Here is a 25,349-nt window from a genome sequence, read left to right on the forward strand (position 1 = left end):
GCGGGGTCCTCTCGTGCGCTCGGAAGTGCGCGAAAGCTTTCCGCGTGCGCTTTACGAGACGACGAGGGCGTAGTCGGCGTCGGTGGCGGCGGTTTCGACGTGACCGTCGACGTTGACCGCGGTCGCGATCACCTCGACGGTCCAGGTGCCCGCGGTGGGTGCCTGGACCAGGACGTTCTCCACGGTGTCGACGGTGTTCGCGACGCCGCCCGCCGTGGACCAGTTGCCGGCCAGCAGGCCGTTGTTGCCCCAGTAGACGGTGCCGTTGGGGGCGGTGACCTTCAGCGTCAGGTCGTTGACGGTCGCCTTGGCCGCGGTCGGCGAGCCGGCCGGGTCGGTGTAGGCGAGCGTCGCGCGCAGCGGCGTCTGGCCGTTCGACGTCACCGTGTACTTGCGCGACTGGCCGGTCGTGACCAGGTCGGTCTCGTTCACCAGCACCGGCAGCTTCCAGCCGCCCGCCTTCGCGCGGTCGTACAGGTTGCGGACGGACGCCGTGCCCCAGCCCTGGTGCGTGCGGGTCTGGTCGTGCGTGGTGCCGGAGAACGCGTGCTGGTCGGCGGTGTTGATCAGCAGCGCCTTCGCGGTGGCGGCGTGCGGGCGGGACGCGAAGACGTCGCGCTTCTTGCCGGGCGCGCCGTCGAACACGCCGTCGGCCCACATCTGGAACAGCAGACCGGCGTTGCCGCAGGTGATCGGCGTGGCGCCGGACGTGCCGCCGAACGACGTCGTGTAGGCGGTGTCGTTGGTGGACGTCGTGGTGTCGATGCGGTCGTAGAAGTTCGACAGCTCAGGCTTGATCCGGCCGTCGGCGGCCGGGCCGATCGACGCCCCGCCGTTCCACTTGTCGTCGGTGCGCGAGGCGGTGTTGTAGTGGTAGTGCCCGCCGACCGACAGCACGTTCTTCGCCCACGCCTGCGGACGCGAGCTGCGGGTGCCCGCGTTGCTCTGCGACTGGCAGATCAGGATGTCGTGGTCGAACACGATCCGGTCCATCTCCTGCGAGATCGAGTTGTACGCGGTCGTGAGCGAGCTGCCCCAGCTGTTGCTCTGGAACACGGCCCGGTACTGGCCCGCCGGGTCGACGAGCTGCTTGGTGTGCGCGTACCGGTCACCGGAGTTGTAGACGGCGAAGATGCCCTGCGCCTCGGGCAGCAGGCCGCGGTGCGCGGACGAGACGCCGGACGCGAAGATCTGCCCGTACGTGGACGTGCCGTGCGAGGTGCTCGACGAGTTGCCGGTGTGCATCACCGGCGGGCGGGCGCGGAACTCCTGGTGCGTGGTGCGCAGGCCGCCGTCCATCACCTCGCCCCGTACGCCCTGGCCGCGGTAGCCGCCGGCGCTCTCGACGTGGTTGGCACCGGACGACTCGCGGGAGATCGCCATGTCGGTCTCCGGCGCCGACACCGGGTCGATCGCGATCACCGCGGGCAGCTTCGCGAGCTCCGCCGCCTGGCCCGCGTCCAGCGTGGCCATGATGTGCTCGCGGCTCGCGGAGATGACGTTCACCTTGCCGCCCAAGGACTTCACCTTGTCGGCGACGACCTGCTGGTCGCGCGCGTCCTGCTCGACCAGCGTGACCAGGTAGTCCGACGCCCCGCCCAGCGCCATGATCCGCGGTTCCGCCTGGAACGGGCGCACCTCGCGCACGTAGTCCAGCCGCGAGACGCGCGAGGTGCTCGTCATGCGGGCGAGGTAGGTGCTGTTCTCGACGAACGCTCCGAGCCGCACGCCCATGCCCTCGAGCTGGTCGCGCTGGGCGTCGGACAGGGTGGTGCGGAACTGCAACAGGTAAGCGCTCTCTGCGGGCGCCGCGACGGCGGGAACGCCGCTGATCAGCGCGAACGCTGACACGGCTGACAATATTGTGCGCAGCACGAACAAAACCTCCATCGGCAGGGGTGGCGGCGACCGGAGGGAGTCACTGCCCGTGACCAGCACGTTACCGGTAAAGACCTGGTCAGGACATCAGTCGTTCGGCGGTGATCATCTCAACTGGCGGTGTAGAACAATCGCCTCGATCGCCCATGGTCACGTTCACCCGGATGATGCATCCGGAGTAACGTCCGATCAGGCCGGCCCGACATGCCCGGCAAAGCATTTCCGCGCGCGGAGGACGGATGTCTGTCTCACCTGAGCAGCTCATGGAAGAACTGCGCACGTTGTGCCGGGGCCGCGGTGTGCAGACTCCCGGTATCGACCTGCACGTAGGACCGGCACTGCGCCAGGTGTGCGTCATCGTCGAGACGGACGGCGCGGAAGCCGTGCGGACGAAACTGCGGGACTGGGTGACGAACGCGGCGCGCGCTTTTCCGGCGGAAGTTCGCAACGCCGTTCTGGCACCGCTCGGACTGCACGACGAAGCACAGTTCCGGTTCCTCAACGAACGCATCGAGTGGCTTGCGCGGCAACAGGACCGCGGCGCGCGCACGGTGCGCAGGAGGATGGATGCCGGGCTGCAGCGCCTGGTGGAGGTGGCGCTGCAGCCGGCCCCGTCGACGACGCACGTGGCGCCGTCGGAACTCTGGCACGTCAAGGAGTTCGACGCGCTGCTGAAGCTGGACGGTCCGACGCCCGCGTGCACGGAACGCCGGACCGTCGTGGCCGATACCGACGGTGTCAACGAGATCGCGTGGTCGATCACGATCCCCTCCCCCACGCCCGACGGTGCTCCCGGTGACCTGGACGTGGAGGTGTTGCACGGGGTGGAGCTCATCGGCCACGAGCGTCCGTCCCCGCGGCGCTTCCTGATGAAGCTGCGGTTGCCCCGACCCCTCAACGCAGGGCAAACGCACCAGTTCGCACTCGAGGTGCGGGTGCCGCGGGGTCAGTCGATGCGTCCGACCTATGTGTTCTGGCCGGAGCGGATGTGCGAGTTGTTCCGGTTGCGGGTGCGCTTCGGCCAGGACGAACTGCCGAAGTCGGTGTGGCGCGTCGAAGAGGCTCTGGCACGCGACACCGACGACCTGACGCCGTGGCCGCAGACGCTGCCGTTGGACGAGATCGGTGAGATCGACGTGTCGTTCCCACATCCCCGGCAGGGCCGCGGCTACGGCGTGCAGTGGACGCCACGCGTTTAGGGCCTGTATCGAAGTCCCGTTCGATGAGAGTCGCGCCTGAGGTGGTTTCTGGTGGTGCGGCCGGACGGGCCGCATACCGGTGTTGTATGTGGGTCGTCCGGCCGTGCCGCCAGGGGCCGCCTCAGGCCCGGCTATCGCGAACATGGACTTCGATACAGGCCCTAGCCGGACGCGCTCAGATCATGTCGATGCAGAAGTGCGGTTCCACGGCTGACACCTCCCTTTGATGGCCAGGGAGAACCGCAGTCCGAAATGAAGTCAGATCACCGTCGCAATGAATACGCTACCGGTCATGAAACCCACCAGAAGGCAGATCGCGGCAACTTTCACGACGGTGGCGAGTGAGCAGATCATTCTCATCGAGAAATTCACCTTCTCATTCTGACTGGCTCTCGGGCTGATGTTCTCGCCGATGCACCAAGAGTGGCTTTCTGCCAGTCGGATGAGAATGGGTTTCCTGTTTCATCTGCGATGAGGAAACCCTGGTGGCGTCATTTCTGGGTCGTGCGGCGCAACGCCATCACGAGCAGGGCGTGCGAGCTGCCGGCGTGCGGGAGCATGCCCTGGCGGACGAGGTCGAGCGCGTGGCAGAACGGCATGGTCCGCACGCGCAGGTCGGCCTCACCGGGCTCCAGGGCCGCCTCGCCCTGCGTGAGGTCGGTGGCCAGGAAGATGTGGTCGACGTGGTTGCTCAGGCTGTCGGCGCCGTGGATCTGGCCGAGCCGCTCCCACTGCGCCGCGCGCAGCCCGGTCTCCTCCGCGAGCTCACGACGTGCGGCAGCCAGCGGATCCGCGTCCGTGTCGTCGACCGCGCCACCGGGTAACCGCCACTCGGTGCCGCCGTGCGTGTAGATCCACTGTCTGGTCAGCACGACGTGGTCGTCGTCCTGCATGGCGAGGACCGTCACCGACCCCGGCGCCACCACGTGCGTGTAGGTGCTGTGCCCGCCGTCCGGTCTGACGACGTCGTCGGCACGTACCTCGAACCACGGCGACCGGTGAATCACGTTGGTCGCCAAGCGCTGCCAGACCATCACCACACCAGCCGCCTCGTCGGACCGCGTCATCACCATGACTCACATGGAACCATCGCCAACCGCTTCAGTTAGCCCCAGTTGATCGTCAATCAACGGCCAATAAGTGGACATTCCTCATTCGGGTGGTTGCCGGCGTACACACTTCCCGGGGGAGGGTGGTGAAGCCGTTGTCGCCCACGTTCGCCCAGGAGGTTCGCCGCCTGCGCAACGAGCGCGGACTCTCACTAAGCCAGATGACCGGTCTCGTACCGTACAGCAAGGGACACCTCAGCAAGATCGAGAACGGCCAGGTTCACCCGAACCCCGAAATGGCCAGGCTCTTCGACGACGTCCTTTCCGCTGACGGCCACCTGATCGAACTGGCCGACGCCCCGGCGCGTCCCATTCCCAGCGACCACACCACGCTGCTCACGTTCGACTCGATGTTCGACCACCACCGGGCCCTGGGCCACCGGCTGAGCCCCGAGGTCGTCCTGGCGAGCCTGCGCCCCCAGGTGGACGCCCTCAGCTCCATGGCCCGCTCGGCGGACGACCCCGGCCTCGGCCGGGGCCTGTGGCTGCTGGCCGCGCGCTACGCCGAGTACGCGGGCTGGATGGAACAGGAGCGCGGCGACGACGCCTCCGCCGCCGAGCTCACCAGACGCGCGGTCCTCTACGCCGCCAAGGGTGGCGACCAGGATCTGGAGGCCTACGCCTACGTCCGGGCGGCCGAGTTCGCCCTCTACCGGGGCGACGCCCACGCCACCGTCCGCTTCGCCCGCCGCGCCGGCAAGTCCCGTTCCACCGCCGTCAAAGCCGTTGCCGCCCAACGGGAAGCCCAGGGCTACGCCCTCGCCGGAGTCGCGGACCGCTGCCAGGACGCCCTGGAGCGCGCGGCGGAGCTGCAACGGACCGTGAGCGAAACCCGTTACGGCACAACAAGTCTCGTCGACCAGGTGGCGATGGCCCGAGCCTGGTCCTTCCACGACCTGGGCCGCCACGCGGAAGCCGCCGCCATCCTCGACGCGCAGATGCCCCTCATCGCCCCCACCGCCCTGCGCGCCCGCACCCGCTTCGGCCTGCGCAGAGCCCTGGCGCACGCCGAGGCAGGCGAGCTCGACCACGCCTGCGAACTGGTCGTCGACCTGCTGGACGACATCCGCCAGGTGCAGTCCGCGACCGTCCACATAGATCTGACCGCGTTCAGCAAACTGTTGTCCCGCCTGCGGCCGGCGGCAGGCCGCGAGGTGGCCGGTGAGATCGGCGAGATCCTCTTCGCCTGACCGGCCGAGGCTAGACGGCGGTTCGCCGCCCCTCCCGTTCCAACGCCTCGGCCATCTCCGCCCAGGCCTCGGCACATCCGCGAGCCATCTCCGCCACCAGTTCCCGGCAGTGCGCGGGCACCCCGGCCACCACGGCGCCCCACTCCCCCGAACCCGAATCTGCCGCCGAAGACACCGCGTGCGTCTCCAGCCACCGCAGCACCCACCGCCCGTGTTCGTTGAAGCGCAACGAAGGATCACGCCGCAGGATCGGCAAAGTGGCGTCGGGGTCCCGAATCCCGGTCCGCTCGGCGGGCGGCACCGCCGCGGCCCGCTCGGCGGCCCGGATCCGCTCGGGCACGGGGTCCAGCCCGGCGCTCAACCGCCGCCGGACGTCCCGGACGGTCCCCGGCGACACCCCGGCCAGCCGGGCGATGTCCCGCAACGACGCTTCGGGCCGTTCCGCCACCAACTGTCCGGCCAGCCGGCGCCCGGCGGCGGAGTTCACCGGCCGGGCCTTCCCGTCCCTCCCGACCCGGACCGCGGCCTGCCCGCCCACGGCACGCCGCAACACGCCGACGGACTTGGCGGCCAGACCGGTGGCCGCCGCGATGGCCCGATCCGACCACTGCGGATGCGACCGCAGCAACCGTCGCGCCGCGGCCTCGCGGTCAGCGGTCGACAACGTTGACAAGTTCAGCGACACGGACAGGCCGAAGACGTCCTCGGCGGGTCCGTCGACGTACTCGACCTCGACGGACCGGCAGCCGCGCAGCACCGCGGCCTTCAGGCGATGGGCGCCGTCGACGACCTTCATCGTCGGGCGGTGCACCACGATCGGCGGCAACTGGGCGCCGGACGACGCCAGTGACCGGATGAAGTCCTCGCTGCAGCCGCGCACCCGCGGTGAATCCGCGGGTCGCAGCGCCGTGACGTCTACGAGCATGCCTAACCGAGCCCCCCAGGCTGATTTGTCCCCGGAACCCCCAGGTGCCCGAGGACGACATGCGCAGATTAGCCAGGGCCGGTACCGAAGTCCATGTTCGCGATAGCCGGGCCTCGCGCCGAGCGGGGCGTCGATACCGGCCCTAGTCGTTCAACGGGAGCGCCACTCGATCGCGGGACAGACGTCCATCGCCATGCGCAGCCCCGCCGCGCGTGCGCGTTCGTACGCCTCGTCGTCGACCACGCCGAGCTGGAACCACACCGCCTTCGCACCGATGGCGACGGCCTCGTCCACGAACTGGCCCGCCTCCTCCGAGCGGCGGAACACGTCCACCACGTCGACCGGGAACGGGATGTCAGTCAGAGACGCGTAGCCCTGCTCGCCGTGCACCGGCTCGGCCGACGGGTGCACCGGCACGATCTTCTTGCCGCGTTGCTGCAGGAACCGGGCGACGCCGTGGGCCGCGCGGGACGGGTTGTCCGAGAGCCCCACGACGGCCCAGACCTGGCAGTTCTCGAGGATCCAGTCGACGTCTTCGCGCATGCGCCCAACACTAACCCTGTGACGCCGGTCACAATCTGGTCAAGCCGGTCGAAAGGCGGTGGTCCCCGATCGACGCGTGAGTAGAAACGCACCGGACACACCAGACAGAGGAGATCGAAATGCGGTTCATGGTCATCGTCAAGGCGAACGAGGACACCGAGAACTTCGTCATGCCCACCGCCGAGGAACTGGCCGCGATGGGCAACTACAACGAGGAGCTCGTCAAGGCCGGGGTCATGCTCGCGGGTGACGGTCTCTACCCGAGCGCGAAGGGTGCGCGGGTCGCGTTCGACGGCTCGGGCGCGACGGCGGTGACCGACGGCCCGTTCGCCGAGACCAAGGAGCTGATCGCGGGCTTCTGGATCTGGGAGCTGCCGTCGCTGCAGGACGCCGTGGAGTGGCTGAAGAAGGCGCCGTTCCGCAGCGGTGAGGTCGAGATCCGGCAGATCCACGGCCCCGAGGCGTTCGAGGGCATCGCCACGCCCGAGATCCAGGCGCAGGAGGACCGTCTGCGCGAGCAGATCACCGCGCAGAACTCCCAGTGAGGCCGAGAGGTCCACTTCGGACGGACTGAGTCAGCGCCCGCGGCGGGTTCTCGCGCGCTTGGCCGGTGGCTTCTGCTGCTGCCGGGGCGCGGAACTCCGCCGCTGCGGCTGCTTGCGGGCCGGCTCCTGCTGCGGTCCGCGGGTGCTGTTGACCGTGCGGCCGCGGACGATGCCGATCAGGTGCTCGACCAGCTCCGGGTTCTCGTCGCGGATCGGGAACGACAGCGCCACGCGGGACTGCGGCCCGTCCGCGAGCGGTGTGTACGCCAGGTCCTTGCGGTGGTGCAGCCTCGCCAGCGACTGCGGCACCACCAGCAGTCCCACGCCGGCCGCGACGAGCTCGACGGCGGCCGCGGTGGTCTCCGGCCGCTCGATCGGCGGCCGGCCGGGCAGCGACTCCCACTCGAGCGTGTCGTCGAGCGGCTGCCACACGACGTGCTCACGGAGGTCGTCGAGGAACAGCTCGTCGGCGAACTCCTGGTCCTTCGGGTGCACGACGACCGTGGTCTCGGTGTAGAGCGGGATGGCGTGCAGGTCCTCGCGGTCGCCGGGCAACCGGAGCAGGGCCGCGTCGGCCTCGCCGGACCGCACCTTCGGCCCGGCTTCGGCGGTGGTCACCTGTACGAGGGTCAGCTGGGTCTCCGGCAGGCGGTCCTGCCAGACCCGCGCCCACTTGCCCGGCGTCACGCCTGGGACGTACGCGAGCGTGAACGATCCGGTCACGTGCTGAGGCTACCGGACGAGCCGGTTACTCTTTTCGTCATGAAGTCGCAGCAGACCATGAAGCCCGCCACCGCAGCGAAGAAGCTGGGCGTCTACCTCGAGGCCACCCCCGAGGAGTTCCAGGCGGGCGTCGTGTCGCGCGACGAGCTGCACGAGTTGCAGGCCAACCCGCCGGAGTGGCTGCGCGACCTGCGCCGCAACGGCCCGCACCCCAAGCAGCTGATCGCGCAGAAGCTGGGCATCTCGACGTCGGGTCTCGTGCGCGCCGGCCTCACCGAGGCGCTCACCACCGAGCAGATCAACGCGATCAAGGCCGAGAACCCGGACTGGCTGGTGCGCGAGCGCGCGACCTACCAGGAGTTCAAGGCCGAGGAGGCGCGCCTCGCGGAGAAGGCGCGCCTCGAGGCCGAAGAGGCTTAGGGCCTGTATCGAAGTCCATGTCCGCGATAGCCGGGCGACTCTCATCGAACGGGACTTCGATACAGGCCCTAACCCAGCACGTACGGGATCTCCAGATCCCCCAGCTCGGCGCGCTCCGACTCGCTCGGGGCGCGCCGTCCCGTTCCCACGAGCAGCACGTCCGTGTCGGACCACCCGGTGGGGAACGCTCCGGCGATCTGTTCGAGGATCTCCCGGCACCGCGCCAGCGCCCGCTCGGGCGGTCCCGGCAGGTGGGGCAGGTGCGTGACCAGGTCGAGGTGGTGCACCGTCCACTCCCACACGTACGCGCCCAGGTAGCCGGACGTACACAGCACCATGTCCTGGGTGCTGACCTTGAGCGTCGGGTCGGCGAGCTCCGCCGCGCGCAACGCCGCCCACCCCACGTCGTCCACGTGGTGCTTGAGCATCCACGGCTCGCCGTACGCGGCGGCGAGCCTCACCGTCAGCGCGGCGAGCGGGTCCTCAGAGCGTTCGTGCGCGACCTTCCAGTAGGTGACGGCGTCGTGCGTGACGGGGTTCGCGGTGGGCGTGACCAGCGTGATCAGCACGTCCTGCGCGTCGATCACGAAGTGGCACACCAGGTCTCTCACCAGCCAGCCCTCGCACCCGGACGGCCGGGTGAGGTCGTCGTCGGTGAGCTCGCCGACCGCGTTCAGCAGCGCCCCCAGCGCAAGCGAAAACAAGTCCACAGTCGCAAACTACAAGGATCGACGGCGGACGACCGGTTAGGTTGGTGGGCATGGGCAAGTCCCCGGCTGTGGAGCTCGAGGTGGAGGACCGCGTCGTGCGGATCTCCAACCCCGACCGCGTCTACTTTCCCGCACGCGGCGAGACGAAACTGGACCTCGCGAACTACTACCTGTCCGTCGGCGACGGCATCGTCCGCGCGCTGCGGGAACGACCGTGCATGCTGCACCGCTTCCCCGAAGGCGTCACGGGCGAGAAGGTGCATCAGAAGAGGCTTCCGAACGGCGCCCCGCCGTGGGTGCGGACCGTGCGCGTGCATTTTCCGCGCTACAACCGGCACGCGGACGAACTGTGCGTCACCCACGTCGCGGACGTGATCTGGGCCGTGCAGATGTCCACTGTGGAGTTCCACCCGTGGAACTCGCGGGCGGCCGACACCGAGAAGCCCGACGAGTGGCGCATCGACCTCGACCCCGGCCCGACGTGCTCGTTCGACCGCGTGCGGCGGGTGGCGCTGGTGGTGCAGGAGGTCCTGGCCGAACTGGGCGCGGTCGGGTTCCCGAAGACGTCCGGATCGAAGGGGCTGCACGTCTACGTGCGGATCAAGCCGTCGTTCGGGTTCCAGGACGTGCGGAAGGCGGCGCTGGCGTTCGCGCACGAGGTCGAACGCCGGGCGCCGGACGACGTCGAGACCACGTGGTGGCGCAAGGACCGCGACCCGTCGCTGGTCTTCGTCGACTACAACCAGAACACGCGGGACCGCACGATCGCCTCGGCCTACTCGGTGCGCGGCTACCCGGAGGCGACGGTGTCGACGCCGATCCGGTGGGACGAGATCCCCGACGCCGACCCGCACGACTTCACGATCGCGACAGTGCCGAAGCGCTATGCCGAACTGGGCGACCTGCACGCCGGGATCGACGACGCGGTCTGGTCGATCGAACCGCTGCTGGAGTGGGCCGCCCGCGACGAACTCGAGGTCCCCGATGAGCAGTAGCGAGATCAAGTTCTCCTCGCTCGACCAGCCGTTGTTCGGCGGGGTGGTCAAGGGCGACCTGGTGGAGTACCTGGACTTCGTCGCCGACCGGTTCGTGCCGGTGCTCGCCGGGCGGCCGTTGTCGGTGTGGCGGATCCTGCGCGGGCAGGACCCGTTCATGCAGAAGAACGTCCCCAAGTACACGCCCGCCTACGTCAAGACCGTCGAGGTCTGGGCCGAGGCGTCGCACCGGCAGATCAAGTACGCGTTGTGCGACGACAAGCAGACGTTGATGTGGTTCGCGAACCAGCGGGCCGTCGAGTACCACGTGCCGTTGTTCCTCGGCGACCACCAGACCCACATGGTGCTGGACATCGACCCGCCCGAGGGCGCGGACTTCGCCGTCGTGGTCCAGGCCGCGTTCCTGATCCGCGAGGCGCTGGCGCAGGCCGGTCTGGCCGGCGCGGTGAAGACCAGCGGCGCCAAGGGCGTGCACATCTTCGTGCCGCTGGAGCGACACGATCCCGACGACGTGGCCGCGGCCACGCGCGCGTTGGCGGCACGGGCGGAGAAGCTCGACCCGTCGCTGGCCACCACCGCCTACATCCGGGCCGAACGGGGCGGAAAGGTCTTCCTCGACTCGACGCGTGCCTGGGGAGCCACGGTCGTAGCCGCCTACAGCCCGCGACTGCGGGAAGGGCTACCGATCTCGTTCCCGGTGCCCTGGGAGTCGCTGGCCGATGTTTCTCCTGCCGACTTCACCGTCCGAACACGTTTCGACGGCGACCCGTGGACTTCACTCATGCCCGCCGAACAGCGGCTGCCCGCTGACCTGATCGCCGAAGGGCACGACATCCCGGTCGCGCGGGTGGTCGCGATGCACGAAGGGAAGCGGCGGAAGAATCAGCGGGAACGCGAGAAGTAGGCGACAAGTGCTGCTGCCAGCGGCAAGGTCACGTGCGCGACGCTCGTGAACGCCGGTTCGGCGGCGGACACGTAGTCGTTGGCACGGAACAACAACCCGGCCGCGACGGTGGTGTACGCGGCGAACCTGGCCGTGCCGCTGGTCAGGGTGGCGATCAGCGGGACGACGACCAGGCCCGCCAGGCCCGCGTGGGTGACATACAGCGGGACTTCCTGGGTTACGACCAGAACCGCGTCCAGGAGCAACAACGCCGGTGCGATGGTGCTGAGCCACGCCTGCTCCCGCCAGACGCGGTAGGCCGCGAGGCAGATGAGCGCCACCGCGACGGCGATCACCGTCAGGTCCTCCCCGTCGCCGTTGATCGGCACCAGGTCGTGGGCCGACACCACGACCACGTGGACACCCACCGCGCCGAGCCCGCCACCGGCGACCGCGAGCCACCACGGGCGAGCGGTGCAGGCAACGGCGAGGACGGTGGCCGCCAGGGCGAGCGTCATCCATACGAGAGCCTCACCGCCGCCGAGCAGACCGCTCGTGCCGCCGAGCAGGCCACTCGTGCCGGCCAGCAGGCCGAGGGCGGCGCCTGGCGCCCACGGGTGGTCGCGGCAGGTGACGGTGAACAAGGCCGCGACCAGCGCCCACGGCCACACCACGCCGAACACGTAGGTGGTGGAGCCGGGTTCGCCGAGTTGGTGGACTCCTCCGCCCGGGATGGTCATGTAGGCGAAGACCAGCAGGGTCAGCGCCAGGCCTGCGGCGAGGCGGGGCAGTGCGGTGGCGAGGCCGGGCAGTGCGGTGGCGAGGCCGGGCAGCGCGGTGGCGAGTGGCCCGGACTCCTCGTCCCGAATCGATTCCGCCTGGCCCCCTCCGGGGGAGGCCGAGGCCCCCACTCCCAGCGTCTCACGCGGGGCGGACGGTTCCGGGCCGCGGAGATCGACATCGGCCGGTCTGTCCACAGCCGCCGGTTTGTCCACAGATTTCGTCGCGCTACTTGACGTCGCCGCCATCCGCGAGGTTGGGGCCGATACCTTCGGTTTCGGCGGCGGCTCCCCCAGCGCCTCCCGGGCAGCCGACGCCACCATCCGGCTGTCATCCTCGGACAACCGCCGCAACGCAAGCCGGGCGGCCAGCGCACGTCCCTCATGCGCCACCGACAGCAGCCGCTGCAACTCCGGGACCGCGCCTGCCCGCACGCCCGGCAGCGAGTGGTCGAGGGCGTCCTGCAGTTCGGCCGGCAGGGGCGCCGGCACCGAGACCGGGCGGGCGCGGCGGGCGATGCGCAGGTCGCCGCGTACGTCGAGCATCCACTTGCCCGGGGTCTGGTGCGGGGTCACGCGGCGGACGCGGTCGTAGACGTACTCGTAGAGTTCGTCGAGGCCCACGTGGCCGTCGTTGTCGCGGTCGGCGTCGCCGGATTCCAGGCCTTCGACGAGGGCCGCGGTGAAGACGGACGGTTCGCCCTCCGAGGTGTCGGCGACCGTGGCGCCCTCGAAGGCGTACTCCATCGCGGACGAGGCGGTGATGACGGCGCGGCCCCTGCCGCCGAAGGCCTCCTCCAGGCCCATCGTTCCGCCGGCGCGGGCGACCATGCCGCGGCCGAAGGCGCCGGAGTAGCAGCAGTCCAGCAGCAGCACGATGCGGCGCGAGCGGGAGCGGTTCATGCGGCGGGCCACGAACTCCGCGGCGACGGCGGTGCCGGCCAGGCGGGAGAGCTTGGTGCCGCTGGTGGCGAAGTGCAGCTCGCCCGCCTCGTCCTTCACGCCGTGGCCGGAGAAGTGCAGGACCAGGAGGTCGTCCGGCTGGCGGTCGGCGAAGAAGTCGTCGACGGCCTCGTTCACCTCGGCGGCGGAGGAGTTGATCAGGGTGCGGACGGCGAAGCCGCCGATGCGCGGGTCGGCCAGCACCTCGCCCAGGCGGGCGGCGTCGTGCGCGGGGGCGCGCAGGGCCGCCAGGCCGGGATCGGAGAACTCGTAGCTCGCGATGATCAACGCATAGCGGTGGAGGTGGCGGCCGAGCCACGCGGAGCGCTGTGCCAGCTCCTCCGCGGACGGGTCGCCGGTCAGCTCCAGGGTGTCGCCGTCGGCCTCGACGGTCACCGAACGCTCGCGGCGCTGACCGAGCCACGACGACACGGCGTTGATCAGGGCGGCCAGGACGGTGGACTGCGAGATCGTGGCCAGGACGGTGCCGATCTCGGCCAGGTCGACGGCTTTGGCGCCCTCGGCCGCCTCGCCGGACACCCCGGACACAGCGACCAGTTCCCGCAGCTCCGACCGCAGGAACGCGGTGAGCTGCTCGATCCGCTCGTCGTCGGCCCCGTCCTCGTGGACGCGCAGTGTCACGTCGGTCATAGCGGCCTCCCACGAGATGAGGTCGCTCACCGAACGGCAAGCATTACGACGGGTCGGAACCCCGGAACGCGCCCCACCACAGGCCCAGCACGGCGGCGATCACCGTGGCCGTGATCCAGCCCGTGAACCCGCTGTCGTCGAGGTAGGCCCAGAACATGCCGACGAACGGCGCGGGCACCATGAACACCGCGTCGACCCGCAGCTGGGCGAGCAGGCCGCGGGGCGCCCGCGTCTCGGGATCGGGCTGTGCTGGGTTGTCCAGACGGCGGCCGCGGGGGTGCTTCGTCACGACCTTGCCGGACGGGTAGAGCGTCACTCCGTCCACCACGGCGACGCGCCCGCCGCGCAGCTCGGCCGGCACCGGCGACGGCAGCGTCACGAGCACCGGGTCGTAGTACACGGGCAGCCAGCGCTCGGTGGGACCCTCGATCTCCAGCCACGACCGCACCATCAGCCCGGACTGCAGCCGGATCCGCCGCACCGGCACCGTGACGGCGGAGGACTTCGCCAGACGGACGGCCAGCAGGACCCGCACCGCGCCGGCGAGCACCACCAGCAGGGCCACCGCGGCGGAGAACGTCACGCCGCCCAGCGCCCGGTCGGTCTCCAGGAACAGGTCCGAGCCGGGAATCACGGCACGCGAGGGATCCGCGGGGTCGAACGCCACCTGCGTCTGCCGCCCCACGAGCCGCGCGCCGCCCTCGTACGGAACGCGTGCCGTCCCCGACGGCCACCGCACCTCGACCGCACCGTCGGCGAACGAGGCGACCGAACCGACATCTCGAGACGTCATGGACGACAGCGCGTTCCGGCCGTCCGAATAGGACAGCCAGGAGAACAGCGCGACCACGAAGCAGACGACCAGCACGATCGCCGTGGCGAGAACACCATGACGCAGCGCGCGAACCCGGGAACGCAACACGAGAAGCTCCAAACAGAATGAAACGGCCCGGCGGAAAGACCCGCCGGGCCGTTCGACAGCTAACTACATATCACTCGGTGAAGCCCATGTGGATGTAGTCGTACGGACGGTTCGCGTACGCGACGGCGCCGAAGTTGGCGACGTTGCTCTTCACCGCGACCGCGCCGGGCAGCTGGTAGAGCGGCAGCTGGTGGCCCAGCTCCCAGATCTTCTTGTCGGCCTCGTTGGCGATCTCGAGACGCTTGGCGTCGTCGAGCTCACTGACCGCCTGCTCGAGCAGCTTGTTGACCTCTTCGGAGCCGATCCGGCCGTAGTTCTGGTTGGTGCTGGCCGGGTCCAGGGAGTAGATGCCCTTGCTGTCCGAGATCGGCAGGGCCGAGGCCAGCCAGCGGAAGCCGGTCATGTCGAAGTTGCCGACGTTGACGTACTGCTTGAAGAAGTCCGTCGATGGCACCGCCTGGATGTCGAGCTTGGCGCCGATCTCCTTCAGCTGCGACTGCACGAGCTTCGCGATCTGGTCGGAGATCGGGTTCGGCGTCGGGATGACGTACCGGACGACGAGCTCCTTGCCGTCCTTCTTGCGGGTCTCGCCCTCGAGCTTCCAGCCCAGCTCGTCGAGCTGCTTCTTCGCGGCTTCCTTGTCGAACGCGGCGACGGCCGAGTTGTCCTTGTAGCCCGCGGAACCCAGCAGGAAGAAGTGGTTACCCGTGACCTGCGCGTCACCCTTCAGCATCTGGCCGAGCAGCGCCTTGCTGATGACCTTGGTGTCGATGCCCTTCATCAGCGCGACGCGGAGCTTCGGGTCCTTGAGGATCGAGGATTCCGCACCGTTGAAGGTGATGTGCGAGTAGTCCGGCGTGATCGCCTGGCGGATCGTCACACCCTGCATCGACTGGGCGCGCGTGTAGTTGTCGACGCTCGAGCCGATGTCGAAGAAGTCGATCTGGCCGTTGGCGAGCGCGTCCGCGAGCGCGGGACGGTCGACCTGGCGGAACGTGATCTTCTCCAGCTTCGGCTTCTCACCCCACCAGGCCGGGTCCTGCACGACCGTCACGAGCTTGGCGGTGCGGTCGATCGTGCCGATCTTGAACGGACCGGCGGTGATCTTCGGGGCGTCGGCCCAGCCCTTGTTGAACTCCTCGACCACCGAGGACATCGCCTTCGGGTAGAGGGGCGAGAACATGCCCTTCCACTCGGCGAACTTCTTCTTGAAGGTGATCTTGACGTCCTGGTCGGTCGCGCCCTTCTCGACCTTCTCGATGTCCTCGTAGCCGGTGGTGCTGGCGACCTCGAAGGTCTTGTCGGTGCCGTTGAGGGACTTCCACATCGCCTCGAAGTCCTGCCACGACAGCGCGGTGCCGTCCGACCACTTGGCCTTCGGGTTGATCTTGAACTCGAGGACCTGCGGGTCGGTGGAGGCGATCTTCGCCTCGTCGAGGTAGTCCTTGTTGACCTCGATCGTCGCGTCGGGCTTCTGCCGGTACAGGTTCGGCATCAACGTGTCGATCATGCGCCGGCCGTCGGCGTTGGTGCCGTCGAGCTGGTTGTAGTTCCAGTTGTCCGGCAACTGGTCGACCGGCCAGCGGAACTCGCCGCCGTCCTTGACCTTGGACGCGTCCTGCGGGTTGATGTCCGCCTGGCCGATCGTGTTGTCCGCGCCCTTGAGCCCGGAGTTGGAGTTGCTGTTGCTGGGCCCCCCACACGCGGTAAGCGTGAGGACGACCGCGGCCAGCGCGGACACTCCCACCGTGGTACGTCGACTCACTGTCGTGAACCTCCCTCGTGCCCGGACACCAGTTGCCGGGGACACTGTTCCTTCGTAGGTCTTCTGAGGCGACGGATGCATCAGAGGACCTGACGGATCTGGGCGAAGTGGCAGGCGGCCTCGTGATCGGGTGCCTGGACCTCGCGCGGTGGCTCCACCTCGATGCACGTGCGCTGCTTCTCGGGCGGCAGCGACGCGTGCAGGAAGCACCGGGTGCGGAACCGGCAGCCGGACGGCGGGTTCGCCGGGCTCGGCAGGTCGCCGGTCAGCAGGATCCTCTCCCGCTGGCGCTCCTTGATCGGGTCGGGGATCGGGATCGCCGAGAGCAGCGCCTGCGTGTACGGGTGGCGCGGCGCGTCGAACACCGAGTCCACCTCGCCGATCTCGATGATCTTGCCGAGGTACATCACGGCCACCCGGTCCGCGATGTGGCGCACCACCGACAGGTCGTGTGCCACGAACAGGTACGCCAGGCCCAGCTTGGACTTGAGCTCCTCCAGCAGGTTGATGACACCCGCCTGGATGGAGACGTCGAGCGCCGACACCGGCTCGTCCAGCACGACGAGCTTCGGTTCGAGCGCGAGCGCCCTGGCGATGCCGATGCGCTGGCGCTGACCGCCGGAGAACTCGCCGGGGTAGCGCGAGAGCTGCTCGGGACGCAGGCCCACGAGCCGCATGAGCTCCGGCACGCGGCGGTTGATCTCGTCCTTGGAATACCCGTGCACCTGCATCGGCTCGGCGATGCAGTCGTTGATCGTCAGCCGCGGGTCGAGCGAGGCCATCGGGTCCTGGAAGACCACGGACATGTCGCGGCGGATCGCGAAGCGGCGCTTGCTGTCCACTTCGGACGACTTCGTGCCGAGCACGGAGATCTCGCCACCCATGGGCTTCTGGAGGTTAAGGATCTCCATCAGCGTCGTGGTCTTGCCGCAGCCCGACTCGCCCACCAGGCCGAGGGTCTCGCCCTCGCGGATGTCGAACGAGATGCCCGCCACCGCGTGCACGGTGCCGACGCGGCGCTTGAACACCACGCCCTTGTTGACCGGGTACTCCTTGACGAGGTGGTCGAGCTCCAGCACGATCTCGCGCTGCTCACGCGGGATCTTCGCGACCTCGGGGTCGTCGGCCACCTCGGCACCGAAGATCTCCACCGCGGCCTCGGCGCCCTCGGCGTCGGTCGCGGCGATCTCGTTGGTGCGGATGCACGCGGCGCGGTGCTCGTCCGAGCCGTCCACGTCGAACAGCGGTGGCTCGGCGGTGTGGCAGGCGTCGACGACCATCGGGCAGCGCGGCGCGAACGGGCAGCCGGGAGGCAGGTCCGTGAGCGACGGCGGCTGGCCCTTGATCGGCACCAGCGCCTGCTTCTCGCTGACGTCGAGTCGCGGGATCGAGCCGAGCAGGCCGAGCGTGTACGGCATGCGCGGCTGCTGGTAGATGTCGTCGACCTGACCGGTCTCGACGGCCCGGCCCGCGTACATGACCATCAGCCGGTCGGCGAACCCGGCGACGACGCCGAGGTCGTGGGTGATGATCACGATGCCCGCGCCGGTGACCTCCTGCGCGGTCTCGAGCAGCTGCAGCACCTGCGCCTGCACCGTCACGTCGAGCGCGGTGGTCGGCTCGTCGGCGATGATCAGGTCGGGGTCGTTGGCGATCGCCATCGCGATCACCGCGCGCTGCCGCATGCCGCCGGAGAACTCGTGCGGGAACGCCTTGGCGCGCTCGACGGCGTTCGGGATGCCGACGAGGTCGAGCAGCTCGACCGCGCGCTTCGCGGCCGCCTGCTTGGACACCTTGCGGTGCACCAGGACCGCCTCGGCGATCTGGTCGCCGACGGTGTAGACCGGCGTCAGCGCGGACAGCGGGTCCTGGAACACCATCGAGATGCGCCGGCCGCGGATCTTCGACAGCTCGCTGTCGTTCTGGCCGATGAGCTCACGGCCCTGGAACTTGATGGAACCGGTGATGCGCGCCGAGGACGGCAGCAGGCCCATGACCGCGAGCGACGACACGGACTTGCCGGAGCCCGACTCGCCCACGATGCCGAGGACCTCGCCGGGCGAGACCTGGTAGCTCAGGCCGCGCACGGCCCGCACGCGACCCGCCTCGCTGGGGAAGGACACGTGAAGGTCCTCGACCTGCAGCACCGGTCCCTCGACGACCGGGTCGGCCGGCGAGTCGAACAGGATCTCCGAGGTGGTCATCAGGCGGCCTTCTCCTTGGTGTCCTTCTTCTCCTTGCGGCGCACGCGCGTGGAGGTGGGGTCGAGCGCGTCGCGAAGCCCGTCGCCGACCCAGTTCACCGCCAGCACGAACACGACGAGGAAGCCCGCCGGGAACAGGAACAGCCACGGGAAGGTCGTCGCGGACTCGGCGTTGAGTCCGATCAGGGTGCCGAGCGAGACGTCGGGCGACTGGACGCCGAACCCGAAGTAGCTCAGGCCCGTCTCGGCGAGCACGGCGGAACCGACGTTGATGGTCGCGTCGATGATGAGCAGCGACGCCATGTTCGGCACGATGTGCTTGGCGATGATCTTGCGCGCCGGCTGGCCCATGAACTTGGCCGCCTTCACGAACTCGCGTTCCTTCAGCGTCAGCGTCATGCCGCGCACGATGCGCGCGGTGATCATCCATTGGAACGCCGCGAGCATCAGCACCAGCAGGAACCACGACTTGCCGCGGAACCACGGGCTGAGGATCGCGATGATCAGGAACGACGGCAGCACCAGCAGCAGGTCGACGACCCACATGAGCGCCTTGTCGGCGACACCGAGGAAGTAGCCGGCGGCCGCGCCGACGATCGCGGCCACAGTGGTCGAGATCAGCGCCACGAGCAAGCCGATGATCAACGACTTCTGCAGTCCGCGCATCGTCAGCGCGAACATGTCGGTACCGATCTTGTCGGTGCCGAAGATGTGCTCGGAGTAGGGCGGCTCGAGGAACGCCGAGTAGTCCTGCTCGTCGTAGCTCCACTGCGACAGCAGCGGGCCCACGAACGCCATCAGGTACATCCCGATGATGACCACCAAGCCGACCAGCGCCAGCTTGTTGCGCATGAAGCGGATGAGCACGAGCCTGCCGCGCGTCATCGCCTTGCCCGGTTCGGGCGCCGCGTCGACGGGGCTACCGGAGGCGGCGCCGGTGGTTCCCGCGGAGTCGCCCTCGTTGAGGATCACGGTCACGTCGTCGTCACCTTGCCTAGTTCACGCGGATTCGGGGGTCGAGCGCGGCGTACAGCACGTCGGCGAGCCAGCCGGAGAACAGCACGCACACCGCGACGAAGAGCGTCACCGTGGCGGTGATGTTCGTGTCCTGCGCCGAGATGCCGGTGACGAGCCAGTCACCCATGCCGAACCAGCCGAAGATCCGCTCGGTGAACGTGCCACCGACGACGAGCAGGCCGAAACCGAACGCGAACAGGGTCGCCATCGGGATCAGCGCGGTGCGCAGGCCGTGCTTGAACAGCGCCTTGCGGCGGGTGAGGCCCTTGGCCTGGGCGGTGCGCAGGAAGTCGCTGCCCAGCACGTCGAGCATCGACGAGCGCTGGTAGCGGCTGTAGTAGGCGATCTGGCCCAGCGCGATCGTGAGCGTCGGGACGATCAGGTGCTGCAGCCGGTCGCCGAGGTGCTCGAACCAGTTGCCCTGGAACCCCGGTGTGGTCTCACCGACGAAGATCAGCACGTTCGAGCCGATCGAGTCGTTGATGCCCTGGGCACCCATCTTCAGCAGCGTGCCCAGCACGAACACCGGTGTGGACAGCAGTATGAAGCTGAACAGGGTCGCGAAGTAGTCGCTGAACTTGTACTGCCTGATCGCGCTCACCACGCCGAGCAGCACGCCGAACAGGATGCCGATCGTGATGCCGAGCAGGAACAGCCTCAGACTCACGCCGATGCGCCGGCCGAGCTCGTCGGTGATCGGGCGGTCGGCGATGGTGCGACCGAAGTCGCCCTGCACCACCCCGCCCATCCAGGTGACGAACCGCTGCGGGATCGGCTGGTCGAGGTGGAGGTCTCGTTTCTTCGCCTCGATCGATGCCGCCGGCGGCGGTGGGTTGCGTTGCTGCAACACCCCGATCGGGTCAAAGGTGGCGGAGGCCAACGTGAACGCGAGGAACGTCGCCACTAGGGCGAGCACCACGTAGTTGACCAACCGCCGCAACAGAAATCCGGCCACCCGTGTTCAGTCCTCTCCCCGGTGGTTGCGACGTCGGCGCACTGGATTGCAGTGGACGAGTTGCCAGAGATTAACCGCCGTTCCGGCGGACCGCTGCCCACCCCCACCATTGCGCGGGGCCCACTGACCGGGCCATAGTCGCCCATGCGTGGTGAAAAGGTCGGCGGAACAGCCACATCAACAGTTGACTCCGGCGAATTGTGTGTCCAAGCGTGACCATTGTGCGTCCGGATCGCTGTATTCACCGTGAAGTTCTGTCCCGCCAGGGATCGACATGCCGCATCCGGGTGAATGCAATGACCGGAAGTCGTGGGACAAGCAGCGCAATGTGATCCTAAACCGGGCATCACGCAGAGGAACAGTTCGAATCTGCACGGTTACTGCATCGATGCGGAGCAGGCCGGACGCCCGAGCGGCTCAGCGACGACTGGACCGAACGGCGTGAGCCACGTCACAGCAAACGGGTCCGGTTGGCTTGGGCGGTCCTAACCGAGGCGCCACAACCGGCCGCCCGCGATCACGAAGACCTGATCGCCCGCCTTCTCCACCGCCGTCACCTCGCCGGACGGGCCGTCGGCGGGGCGTTCGTCCTTTCCGGACACCAGCTGCACGCCGCCGTGATCCACCAGCACCGTGGGCGTGCCGTCGATCGGAACCGGTGCGGCCAGGGCCTGGTTGTCGCCGACCGGGACGTCCGGCGTGGCGAGCTTCTTCCAGTCCGGTCCCGACCACCAGGCGAGCTTGCCCCCGGCGCGGCCCACGACGTGGCACGTGCCGTCCCAGCAGCGGGCGGCCAGCGCGGCGTCACCGTCCGGGAGGGTCGCGGTGGTCCAGGTCGAGCCGTCGAACCGCCAGACGGCCGCGCTCACCTCGCCCTTCGCGATCTGCCAGCCGACGACGAGCGCGCCGTCGCCGTCCGGCGTGACGGCGAGCGGAAAGCGCAGCAGCTCCTGCGAGCTCTCGAGGACGGTGCCGGCGGACGGCTGACGGGTCCAGGTGCCGGAGTCGTAGGTCCAGGCGGCGATGTCGAGGCCCGCCTTGGCGCTCTGCCAGGTGCCGATGACCACCGGGCCGCGCGCGGTGCGCACCGGTCCGATCAGCTCGCCCGCGCCGTAGCCGCCGAACGTGCTGAAGGCCTGCGGTTCCTCGGTGACCGCGCGGGCGTCACCGGTCCAGGTGCTCCACCGGACGTTGCCGTGCGCGCCGCCGCGCTCGCCGCCGACACCGGTGATCGTCGTGCCGTCGGAGGTGATGCCGTACCAGTGCGCTTCCTTGCCGTACGGCGTCGCCGGGCTCAGCCTGGCGTTGGTCAGCACGCCGTCCTTGGTGCGCGTGAGGAGCTCCGGGTGGTCGGGCGCGCGGGTGCCGATCACCAGCGTGTCGCCGTGCGCGGCCAACGCTTCCGGGGTGGCCGCGAGGTCCACGGCGGTGAAGCCGACGGCGTTGTCGGCGCCGCCTGAGGAGCAACCGGTGAGGACCAGCAAAACCGCGAGCGTCAGCCTCCGCATGCGGGCCAGTATCGACCACATGCGCCCCGAACCCGGTCAGGTCATGCACTTCTCCGAGGATCCGTCGATCACCCGGTTCGTCCCGCACCTCGCGGCGACGGCGCGGCAGCCCGGTGAGTACGTGTGGGCGGTGGACGCACACCGTTCGCCCGACTACTGGTTCCCCCGGCAGTGCCCGCGGGTGCTGGTGATCTCCGGAACGGCCAGGGTGCACGCGGTCGAGTACGGGTGGCTGGAGCGGATGCGGACCGTCGAGCTGTACGCGTACCGGTTCGACGCGGCGCCGTTCCGGCCGTTCGGCGAGGAGGGCGAAGGCGGCGGCCACTCGCACGTCGCCACCCAACCGGTGACACCGCTGGGGCCCGCCGAACGCGTCGGCGACCTGCTCGCGTCGCACGAACAGGCAGGCATCGAACTGCGTCTGCTGCCCAACCTGTGGCCGTTCTGGGACGAGATCGTGGCCGGTCCGCTCACGTTCAGCGGGATCCGGCTGCGCAACGCCCTGCCGCGGTCGGTGGAATGATCGGCGCCCATGCGGGTGCTGCTGGTGGAGGACGACGAGCCGATCGCGGAATCGCTGACGCGTGGGCTGTCCCGCTACGGGTTCGAGGTCCGGTGGGTGCGCACGGGCGCCGAGGCGCTGACGGCGGGCGACTTCGCCCTGGTGCTCGTCGACCTCGGGCTGCCCGACATGGACGGCCTGGACGTCTGCCGGGAGCTGCGGGCGCGCGGGGACGTGCCGATCATCGTGATCAGCGCGCGGTCCGACGAGGTCGACCGGGTGGTGGGGCTGGAGATCGGCGCCGACGACTACGTCACCAAACCGTTCGGGGTGCGCGAGGTCGTCGCACGGATGCGAGCGGTCCTCAGACGCACACAGCCCGGCCCGCGCGAACCGGAGGCGCAGGGACGGCTGCGCATCGACCGGCGCGGCCGGCGGGTGCGCCTCGACGGTGCCGAGGTGGAGCTGACGCCGAAGGAGTTCGACCTGCTGGCGTTCCTCGCCGAGGAGCCCGGCGCGGTGTTCACCCGCGAGCAGATCATGGAGGCGGTGTGGGACGAGAACTGGTTCGGCCCCACCAAGACGCTGGACGTGCACGTGGGGGTGCTGCGCCGCAAGCTCGGTGACGCGGCCTCGCTGGAGACCGTGCGCGGTGTGGGATTCCGGTTGGTGCTCCTGTGATCCGCCGGCTCGTCTGGAGCTACGTGTTGCTGGTCGCCGTGGCGATCGCGGCGTTCACGGTGCCGGTGGCGTTCACGCTCAACCAACAGCTCTACGGCGACGCGGAGAACACCGCGCGCCGCGAGGCCGAGACCGCGGCGCTGCTGCTCGCGTCGGGCGACTCACGGTCGTTGAGCGCGCTCGTCGACGCCTACGAACGGCAGACGCTGGGCCAGATCGACGTCCTCGGCCCGGAGCCGGAGGGCAAGGTCTGGGACTCCGAGGGCCTGAAGCTCACCGTCGCCGCCAAGCGCCCCGACGGCACCGTGGCCGGTGCGATCCGGCTGTCCTACCCGGACGGTCCCATCACCGAGCGGCTGTGGCAGATCTGGGGTTTCCGGGCCGCGCTCGCCGTCGGGGTGCTCGTCGCGGCGGCGTTGCTGGGGCTGTGGCTGGCGCGGCGGCTCACCCGGCCGTTGCGGGAGCTGAACGCGATGGCGGGACGGCTGCGCGACGGCGACCTGACCGCGCGGGCCGCGGAGACCGGGCCACCCGAGACCCGCACGCTCGCACGGACGTTGAACACGGCCACCGAGACGATCGGCACGCTGGTCGGCTCGCAGCGGGCGTTCATCGGCGACGCCTCGCACCAGCTGCGCACCCCGCTGACCGCGTTGCGGCTGTCGCTCGACAACGTGGCCGACGGCGTCGACGACCCGCTGGTCCGCGAGGACGTCGAGATGGCGGCGGCCGAGGTCGTGCGGATGTCGCGGCTGGTCAACGGGTTGCTGGCGCTGGCCCGCGCCGAGGCCGACGTCGCCCACCCCGAACCCGTGCAGGTGCTCGACGTCGTCGCCGAACGGTTCACCGCGTGGCGGGCCGCCGCCGACGAACGCTCCATCTCGCTCGTCAGCGAGGGGTTCGACATCCGGGTGCTCGCGACGCCGGGACACCTCGAACAGGTGCTGGACAACGTGCTGTCCAACGCGCTGGAGGTGTCCCCCGACGGCGCCACTATCCTCGTCCGCACCACGCGGCCCGGTCTGGTGGAGGTCATCGACTCCGGTCCCGGCCTGCCGGAAGCCGACCGCCTGCGGGCGTTCGACCGGTTCTGGCGCGGTCAGGGCCTGACCGGCAAGGGCGGGTCGGGCCTCGGCCTCGCGATCGTCAAGCAGCTCGTCACCGACGACGGCGGCACGGTGTCGCTGGAGGCCGCATCCACCGGCGGGCTGTGCGTGCGGATCAGGCTTGCTCCGGCATCGCCGACGAGTGGTGGTTCACGATGAGCCACCTCCCGTCGAGCTTCTCGTAGACGAACGTGTAGCGGGCGTCCACGGTCGCCGGCCTGCCGTCCCTGGTGAGCGCGAACCGGTAGGTGCCCGCGTCGATCGCGTCGTCGGCGTCGAGGACGGCGACGTGCGAGTCCAGGATCTCCCCGCTCGGCTTGCCCTGCAGGAAGTGCACGAAGTAGTCGACGATCTCGGCGCGGGTGGACCGCACCTGGTTCGACATCGTGGGCAGCAGGACCGCGTTCGGAGCGTAGTGGTCGGCCACCTTCTGGGCGTCCCCCGTTGCGAGGGAGGCGTTCCAGTCGGCGAACAGCGCCTTGATCTGGTCCGCTGCCGGAGCGACCTCCGAACTCGTGGCCGTTTGCGCTGGGGCACTGGAACAACCAACGAGGAGGGCGGTGACTCCCGCCAGTCCGGCGGCTCCGGTGAGGTACTTGCGCATCGTGTCGTTCTCCCCGATCGAGTGGCTGTTGAGGTCCACTTTCGGGGTAGGCAGGGAAGCGTTCGGACAGGAGAGGCACAACACCGGGACAAGGTCGCGGAAAGCCTGGTAAACGTGGACCCATGGGACTTCTCAGCGGGATGATGGGGAACGCGTCGAAGCTCGACCCGCGGGACGCCGCGAAGGAGTTCGGGCGGCTGCTGTCGCACGGGGAGCAGATCCACGCGGCGTACCAGCTGGTGCGCGACTCGTTCCTGTTCACCGACCGGCGGCTGATCCTGGTCGACAAGCAGGGCATGACGGGCAAGAAGGTCGAGTACCACTCGGTGCCGTACAAGGCGATCACGCAGTTCTCAGTCGAGACGGCCGGCCATTTCGACCTCGACGCCGAGCTGAAGATCTGGGTCTCCAGCAGTGACGTGCCGATCTCCAAGCAGTTCGGCAAGGGTGTCGACGTCTACGAGGTGCAGGCGCTGCTGGCGGCTTACGTCCGGTAGAAGGGCCACGGCGACCTCGGTCAGCGCCAGGACGATCGCGGTGACGACGTGGCTCGTGTCCAGCAGGAGGTCCAGCACCGTCAGGAGAGCGGGCGCG

At 69.2% G+C, this 25,349-nt stretch carries 24 protein-coding genes; 10 read left to right on the top strand and 14 right to left on the bottom strand.

All coding sequences use genetic code 11. The annotated features are described in order from the left end of the window. Positions 1 to 51: 51 nt before the first annotated feature. Positions 52 to 1,851 (bottom strand): S8 family serine peptidase, encoded by a 1,800-nt coding sequence (locus ACRSBM_RS24380; RefSeq protein ID WP_434446338.1) that lies wholly within the window; start codon positions 1,849 to 1,851, stop codon positions 52 to 54. A 266-nt stretch (positions 1,852 to 2,117) separates the two neighbouring features. Between ACRSBM_RS24380 and ACRSBM_RS24385 the strand changes: the two genes are divergently transcribed. Beyond that, a complete protein-coding gene (locus ACRSBM_RS24385; protein ID WP_434446340.1) occupies positions 2,118 to 3,077 on the top strand; it encodes a hypothetical protein in 960 nt (319 codons plus the stop codon). A 491-nt stretch (positions 3,078 to 3,568) separates the two neighbouring features. Here ACRSBM_RS24385 and ACRSBM_RS24390 read toward each other — a convergent pair whose 3' ends face one another. Next, the gene (locus ACRSBM_RS24390) at positions 3,569 to 4,150 is read right to left on the bottom strand and encodes an NUDIX domain-containing protein (RefSeq protein ID WP_434446341.1); all 582 of its coding nucleotides are present in this window, start codon (positions 4,148 to 4,150) and stop codon (positions 3,569 to 3,571) included. A 122-nt stretch (positions 4,151 to 4,272) separates the two neighbouring features. Here ACRSBM_RS24390 and ACRSBM_RS24395 point away from each other — a divergent pair, with 122 nt between their 5' ends. Then, positions 4,273 to 5,376 carry a helix-turn-helix domain-containing protein gene (locus tag ACRSBM_RS24395; protein WP_434446342.1) on the top strand — a complete coding sequence of 368 codons (1,104 nt, stop codon included), beginning with the start codon at positions 4,273 to 4,275 and terminating at the stop codon, positions 5,374 to 5,376. A gap of 10 nt (positions 5,377 to 5,386) precedes the next feature. On the opposite strand, the gene ACRSBM_RS24400 is transcribed toward ACRSBM_RS24395, so the two are convergent. Together ACRSBM_RS24400 and ACRSBM_RS24405 are read right to left on the bottom strand one after the other, a co-directional pair. After that, positions 5,387 to 6,301 carry a ParB/RepB/Spo0J family partition protein gene (locus ACRSBM_RS24400; protein ID WP_434446344.1) on the bottom strand — a complete coding sequence of 305 codons (915 nt, stop codon included), beginning with the start codon at positions 6,299 to 6,301 and terminating at the stop codon, positions 5,387 to 5,389. Positions 6,302 to 6,451: 150 nt separating this feature from the next. Beyond that, on the bottom strand, positions 6,452 to 6,844 hold the full coding sequence (locus tag ACRSBM_RS24405) for a CoA-binding protein (protein ID WP_434446346.1): 393 nt from the start codon (positions 6,842 to 6,844) through the stop codon (positions 6,452 to 6,454). 119 nt (positions 6,845 to 6,963) lie between these two features. Here ACRSBM_RS24405 and ACRSBM_RS24410 point away from each other — a divergent pair, with 119 nt between their 5' ends. Next, positions 6,964 to 7,389: a YciI family protein gene (locus ACRSBM_RS24410; RefSeq protein ID WP_434446348.1), complete on the top strand. Its 426-nt coding sequence runs from the start codon at positions 6,964 to 6,966 to the stop codon at positions 7,387 to 7,389. 30 nt (positions 7,390 to 7,419) lie between these two features. Here the strand turns inward: ACRSBM_RS24410 and ACRSBM_RS24415 are convergent, their stop codons facing one another. Beyond that, the gene (locus ACRSBM_RS24415) at positions 7,420 to 8,112 is read right to left on the bottom strand and encodes a LysR family transcriptional regulator substrate-binding protein (RefSeq protein ID WP_434446350.1); all 693 of its coding nucleotides are present in this window, start codon (positions 8,110 to 8,112) and stop codon (positions 7,420 to 7,422) included. Positions 8,113 to 8,169: 57 nt separating this feature from the next. Between ACRSBM_RS24415 and ACRSBM_RS24420 the strand changes: the two genes are divergently transcribed. Continuing rightward, entirely contained in the window at positions 8,170 to 8,532 is a 363-nt protein-coding gene (locus ACRSBM_RS24420; RefSeq protein ID WP_434453208.1) for a DUF5997 family protein, read from the top strand. A 68-nt stretch (positions 8,533 to 8,600) separates the two neighbouring features. Here ACRSBM_RS24420 and ACRSBM_RS24425 read toward each other — a convergent pair whose 3' ends face one another. After that, positions 8,601 to 9,242: a maleylpyruvate isomerase N-terminal domain-containing protein gene (locus ACRSBM_RS24425; protein WP_434446352.1), complete on the bottom strand. Its 642-nt coding sequence runs from the start codon at positions 9,240 to 9,242 to the stop codon at positions 8,601 to 8,603. Positions 9,243 to 9,292: 50 nt separating this feature from the next. Here ACRSBM_RS24425 and ligD point away from each other — a divergent pair, with 50 nt between their 5' ends. Then, on the top strand, positions 9,293 to 10,237 hold the full coding sequence (ligD, locus tag ACRSBM_RS24430) for a non-homologous end-joining DNA ligase (protein ID WP_434446354.1): 945 nt from the start codon (positions 9,293 to 9,295) through the stop codon (positions 10,235 to 10,237). After that, the gene (locus ACRSBM_RS24435) at positions 10,227 to 11,141 is read left to right on the top strand and encodes a DNA polymerase domain-containing protein (RefSeq protein ID WP_434446356.1); all 915 of its coding nucleotides are present in this window, start codon (positions 10,227 to 10,229) and stop codon (positions 11,139 to 11,141) included. Before ligD ends, ACRSBM_RS24435 begins: the two co-directional genes overlap by 11 nt. On the opposite strand, the gene ACRSBM_RS24440 is transcribed toward ACRSBM_RS24435, so the two are convergent. From ACRSBM_RS24440 to ACRSBM_RS24470, 7 genes are all read right to left on the bottom strand, one after another. Then, complete coding sequence (locus ACRSBM_RS24440; RefSeq protein WP_434446358.1) at positions 11,120 to 13,492, bottom strand: caspase family protein; 2,373 nt, start codon at positions 13,490 to 13,492, stop codon at positions 11,120 to 11,122. The two genes, ACRSBM_RS24435 and ACRSBM_RS24440, sit on opposite strands and share 22 nt — an antisense overlap. A 43-nt stretch (positions 13,493 to 13,535) precedes the next feature. Beyond that, on the bottom strand, positions 13,536 to 14,414 hold the full coding sequence (locus ACRSBM_RS24445; protein ID WP_434446360.1) for a hypothetical protein: 879 nt from the start codon (positions 14,412 to 14,414) through the stop codon (positions 13,536 to 13,538). Between the two features lie 70 nt (positions 14,415 to 14,484). After that, the gene (locus ACRSBM_RS24450; protein WP_434446362.1) at positions 14,485 to 16,179 is read right to left on the bottom strand and encodes an ABC transporter substrate-binding protein; all 1,695 of its coding nucleotides are present in this window, start codon (positions 16,177 to 16,179) and stop codon (positions 14,485 to 14,487) included. Positions 16,180 to 16,259: 80 nt separating this feature from the next. Further along, positions 16,260 to 18,383 (bottom strand): ABC transporter ATP-binding protein, encoded by a 2,124-nt coding sequence (locus ACRSBM_RS24455; RefSeq protein ID WP_434446364.1) that lies wholly within the window; start codon positions 18,381 to 18,383, stop codon positions 16,260 to 16,262. Beyond that, positions 18,383 to 19,360, bottom strand: coding sequence for an ABC transporter permease (locus tag ACRSBM_RS24460; RefSeq protein ID WP_434446366.1), 978 nt, complete (start codon positions 19,358 to 19,360; stop codon positions 18,383 to 18,385). Before ACRSBM_RS24460 ends, ACRSBM_RS24455 begins: the two co-directional genes overlap by 1 nt. Positions 19,361 to 19,376: 16 nt before the next feature. Beyond that, complete coding sequence (locus ACRSBM_RS24465) at positions 19,377 to 20,354, bottom strand: ABC transporter permease (RefSeq protein WP_434446368.1); 978 nt, start codon at positions 20,352 to 20,354, stop codon at positions 19,377 to 19,379. Between the two features lie 485 nt (positions 20,355 to 20,839). Further along, positions 20,840 to 21,862 carry a hypothetical protein gene (locus ACRSBM_RS24470; protein ID WP_434446369.1) on the bottom strand — a complete coding sequence of 341 codons (1,023 nt, stop codon included), beginning with the start codon at positions 21,860 to 21,862 and terminating at the stop codon, positions 20,840 to 20,842. A gap of 19 nt (positions 21,863 to 21,881) precedes the next feature. On the opposite strand from ACRSBM_RS24470, the gene ACRSBM_RS24475 reads away from it, so the two are divergent. From ACRSBM_RS24475 to ACRSBM_RS24485, 3 genes are read left to right on the top strand one after another with little or no spacing between them, the layout of a single operon-like run. Continuing rightward, a complete protein-coding gene (locus ACRSBM_RS24475; protein WP_434446371.1) occupies positions 21,882 to 22,385 on the top strand; it encodes a DUF6886 family protein in 504 nt (167 codons plus the stop codon). Between the two features lie 9 nt (positions 22,386 to 22,394). After that, positions 22,395 to 23,045, top strand: a complete 651-nt coding sequence (locus ACRSBM_RS24480; RefSeq protein WP_434446373.1) for a response regulator transcription factor — start codon at positions 22,395 to 22,397, stop codon at positions 23,043 to 23,045. Beyond that, positions 23,042 to 24,310: a HAMP domain-containing sensor histidine kinase gene (locus tag ACRSBM_RS24485; protein WP_434446374.1), complete on the top strand. Its 1,269-nt coding sequence runs from the start codon at positions 23,042 to 23,044 to the stop codon at positions 24,308 to 24,310. The genes ACRSBM_RS24480 and ACRSBM_RS24485 overlap by 4 nt, the downstream gene beginning before the upstream one ends. Here the strand turns inward: ACRSBM_RS24485 and ACRSBM_RS24490 are convergent. Further along, on the bottom strand, positions 24,267 to 24,794 hold the full coding sequence (locus ACRSBM_RS24490; protein ID WP_434446376.1) for an SgcJ/EcaC family oxidoreductase: 528 nt from the start codon (positions 24,792 to 24,794) through the stop codon (positions 24,267 to 24,269). The genes ACRSBM_RS24485 and ACRSBM_RS24490 overlap by 44 nt on opposite strands. 83 nt (positions 24,795 to 24,877) lie before the next feature. Between ACRSBM_RS24490 and ACRSBM_RS24495 the strand changes: the two genes are divergently transcribed. Beyond that, a complete protein-coding gene (locus tag ACRSBM_RS24495; protein ID WP_434446378.1) occupies positions 24,878 to 25,252 on the top strand; it encodes a PH domain-containing protein in 375 nt (124 codons plus the stop codon). Positions 25,253 to 25,349: the final 97 nt, after the last annotated feature.

Source organism: Lentzea xerophila (genome assembly GCF_051094245.1).
Lineage (GTDB): Bacteria > Actinomycetota > Actinomycetes > Mycobacteriales > Pseudonocardiaceae > Lentzea > Lentzea xerophila.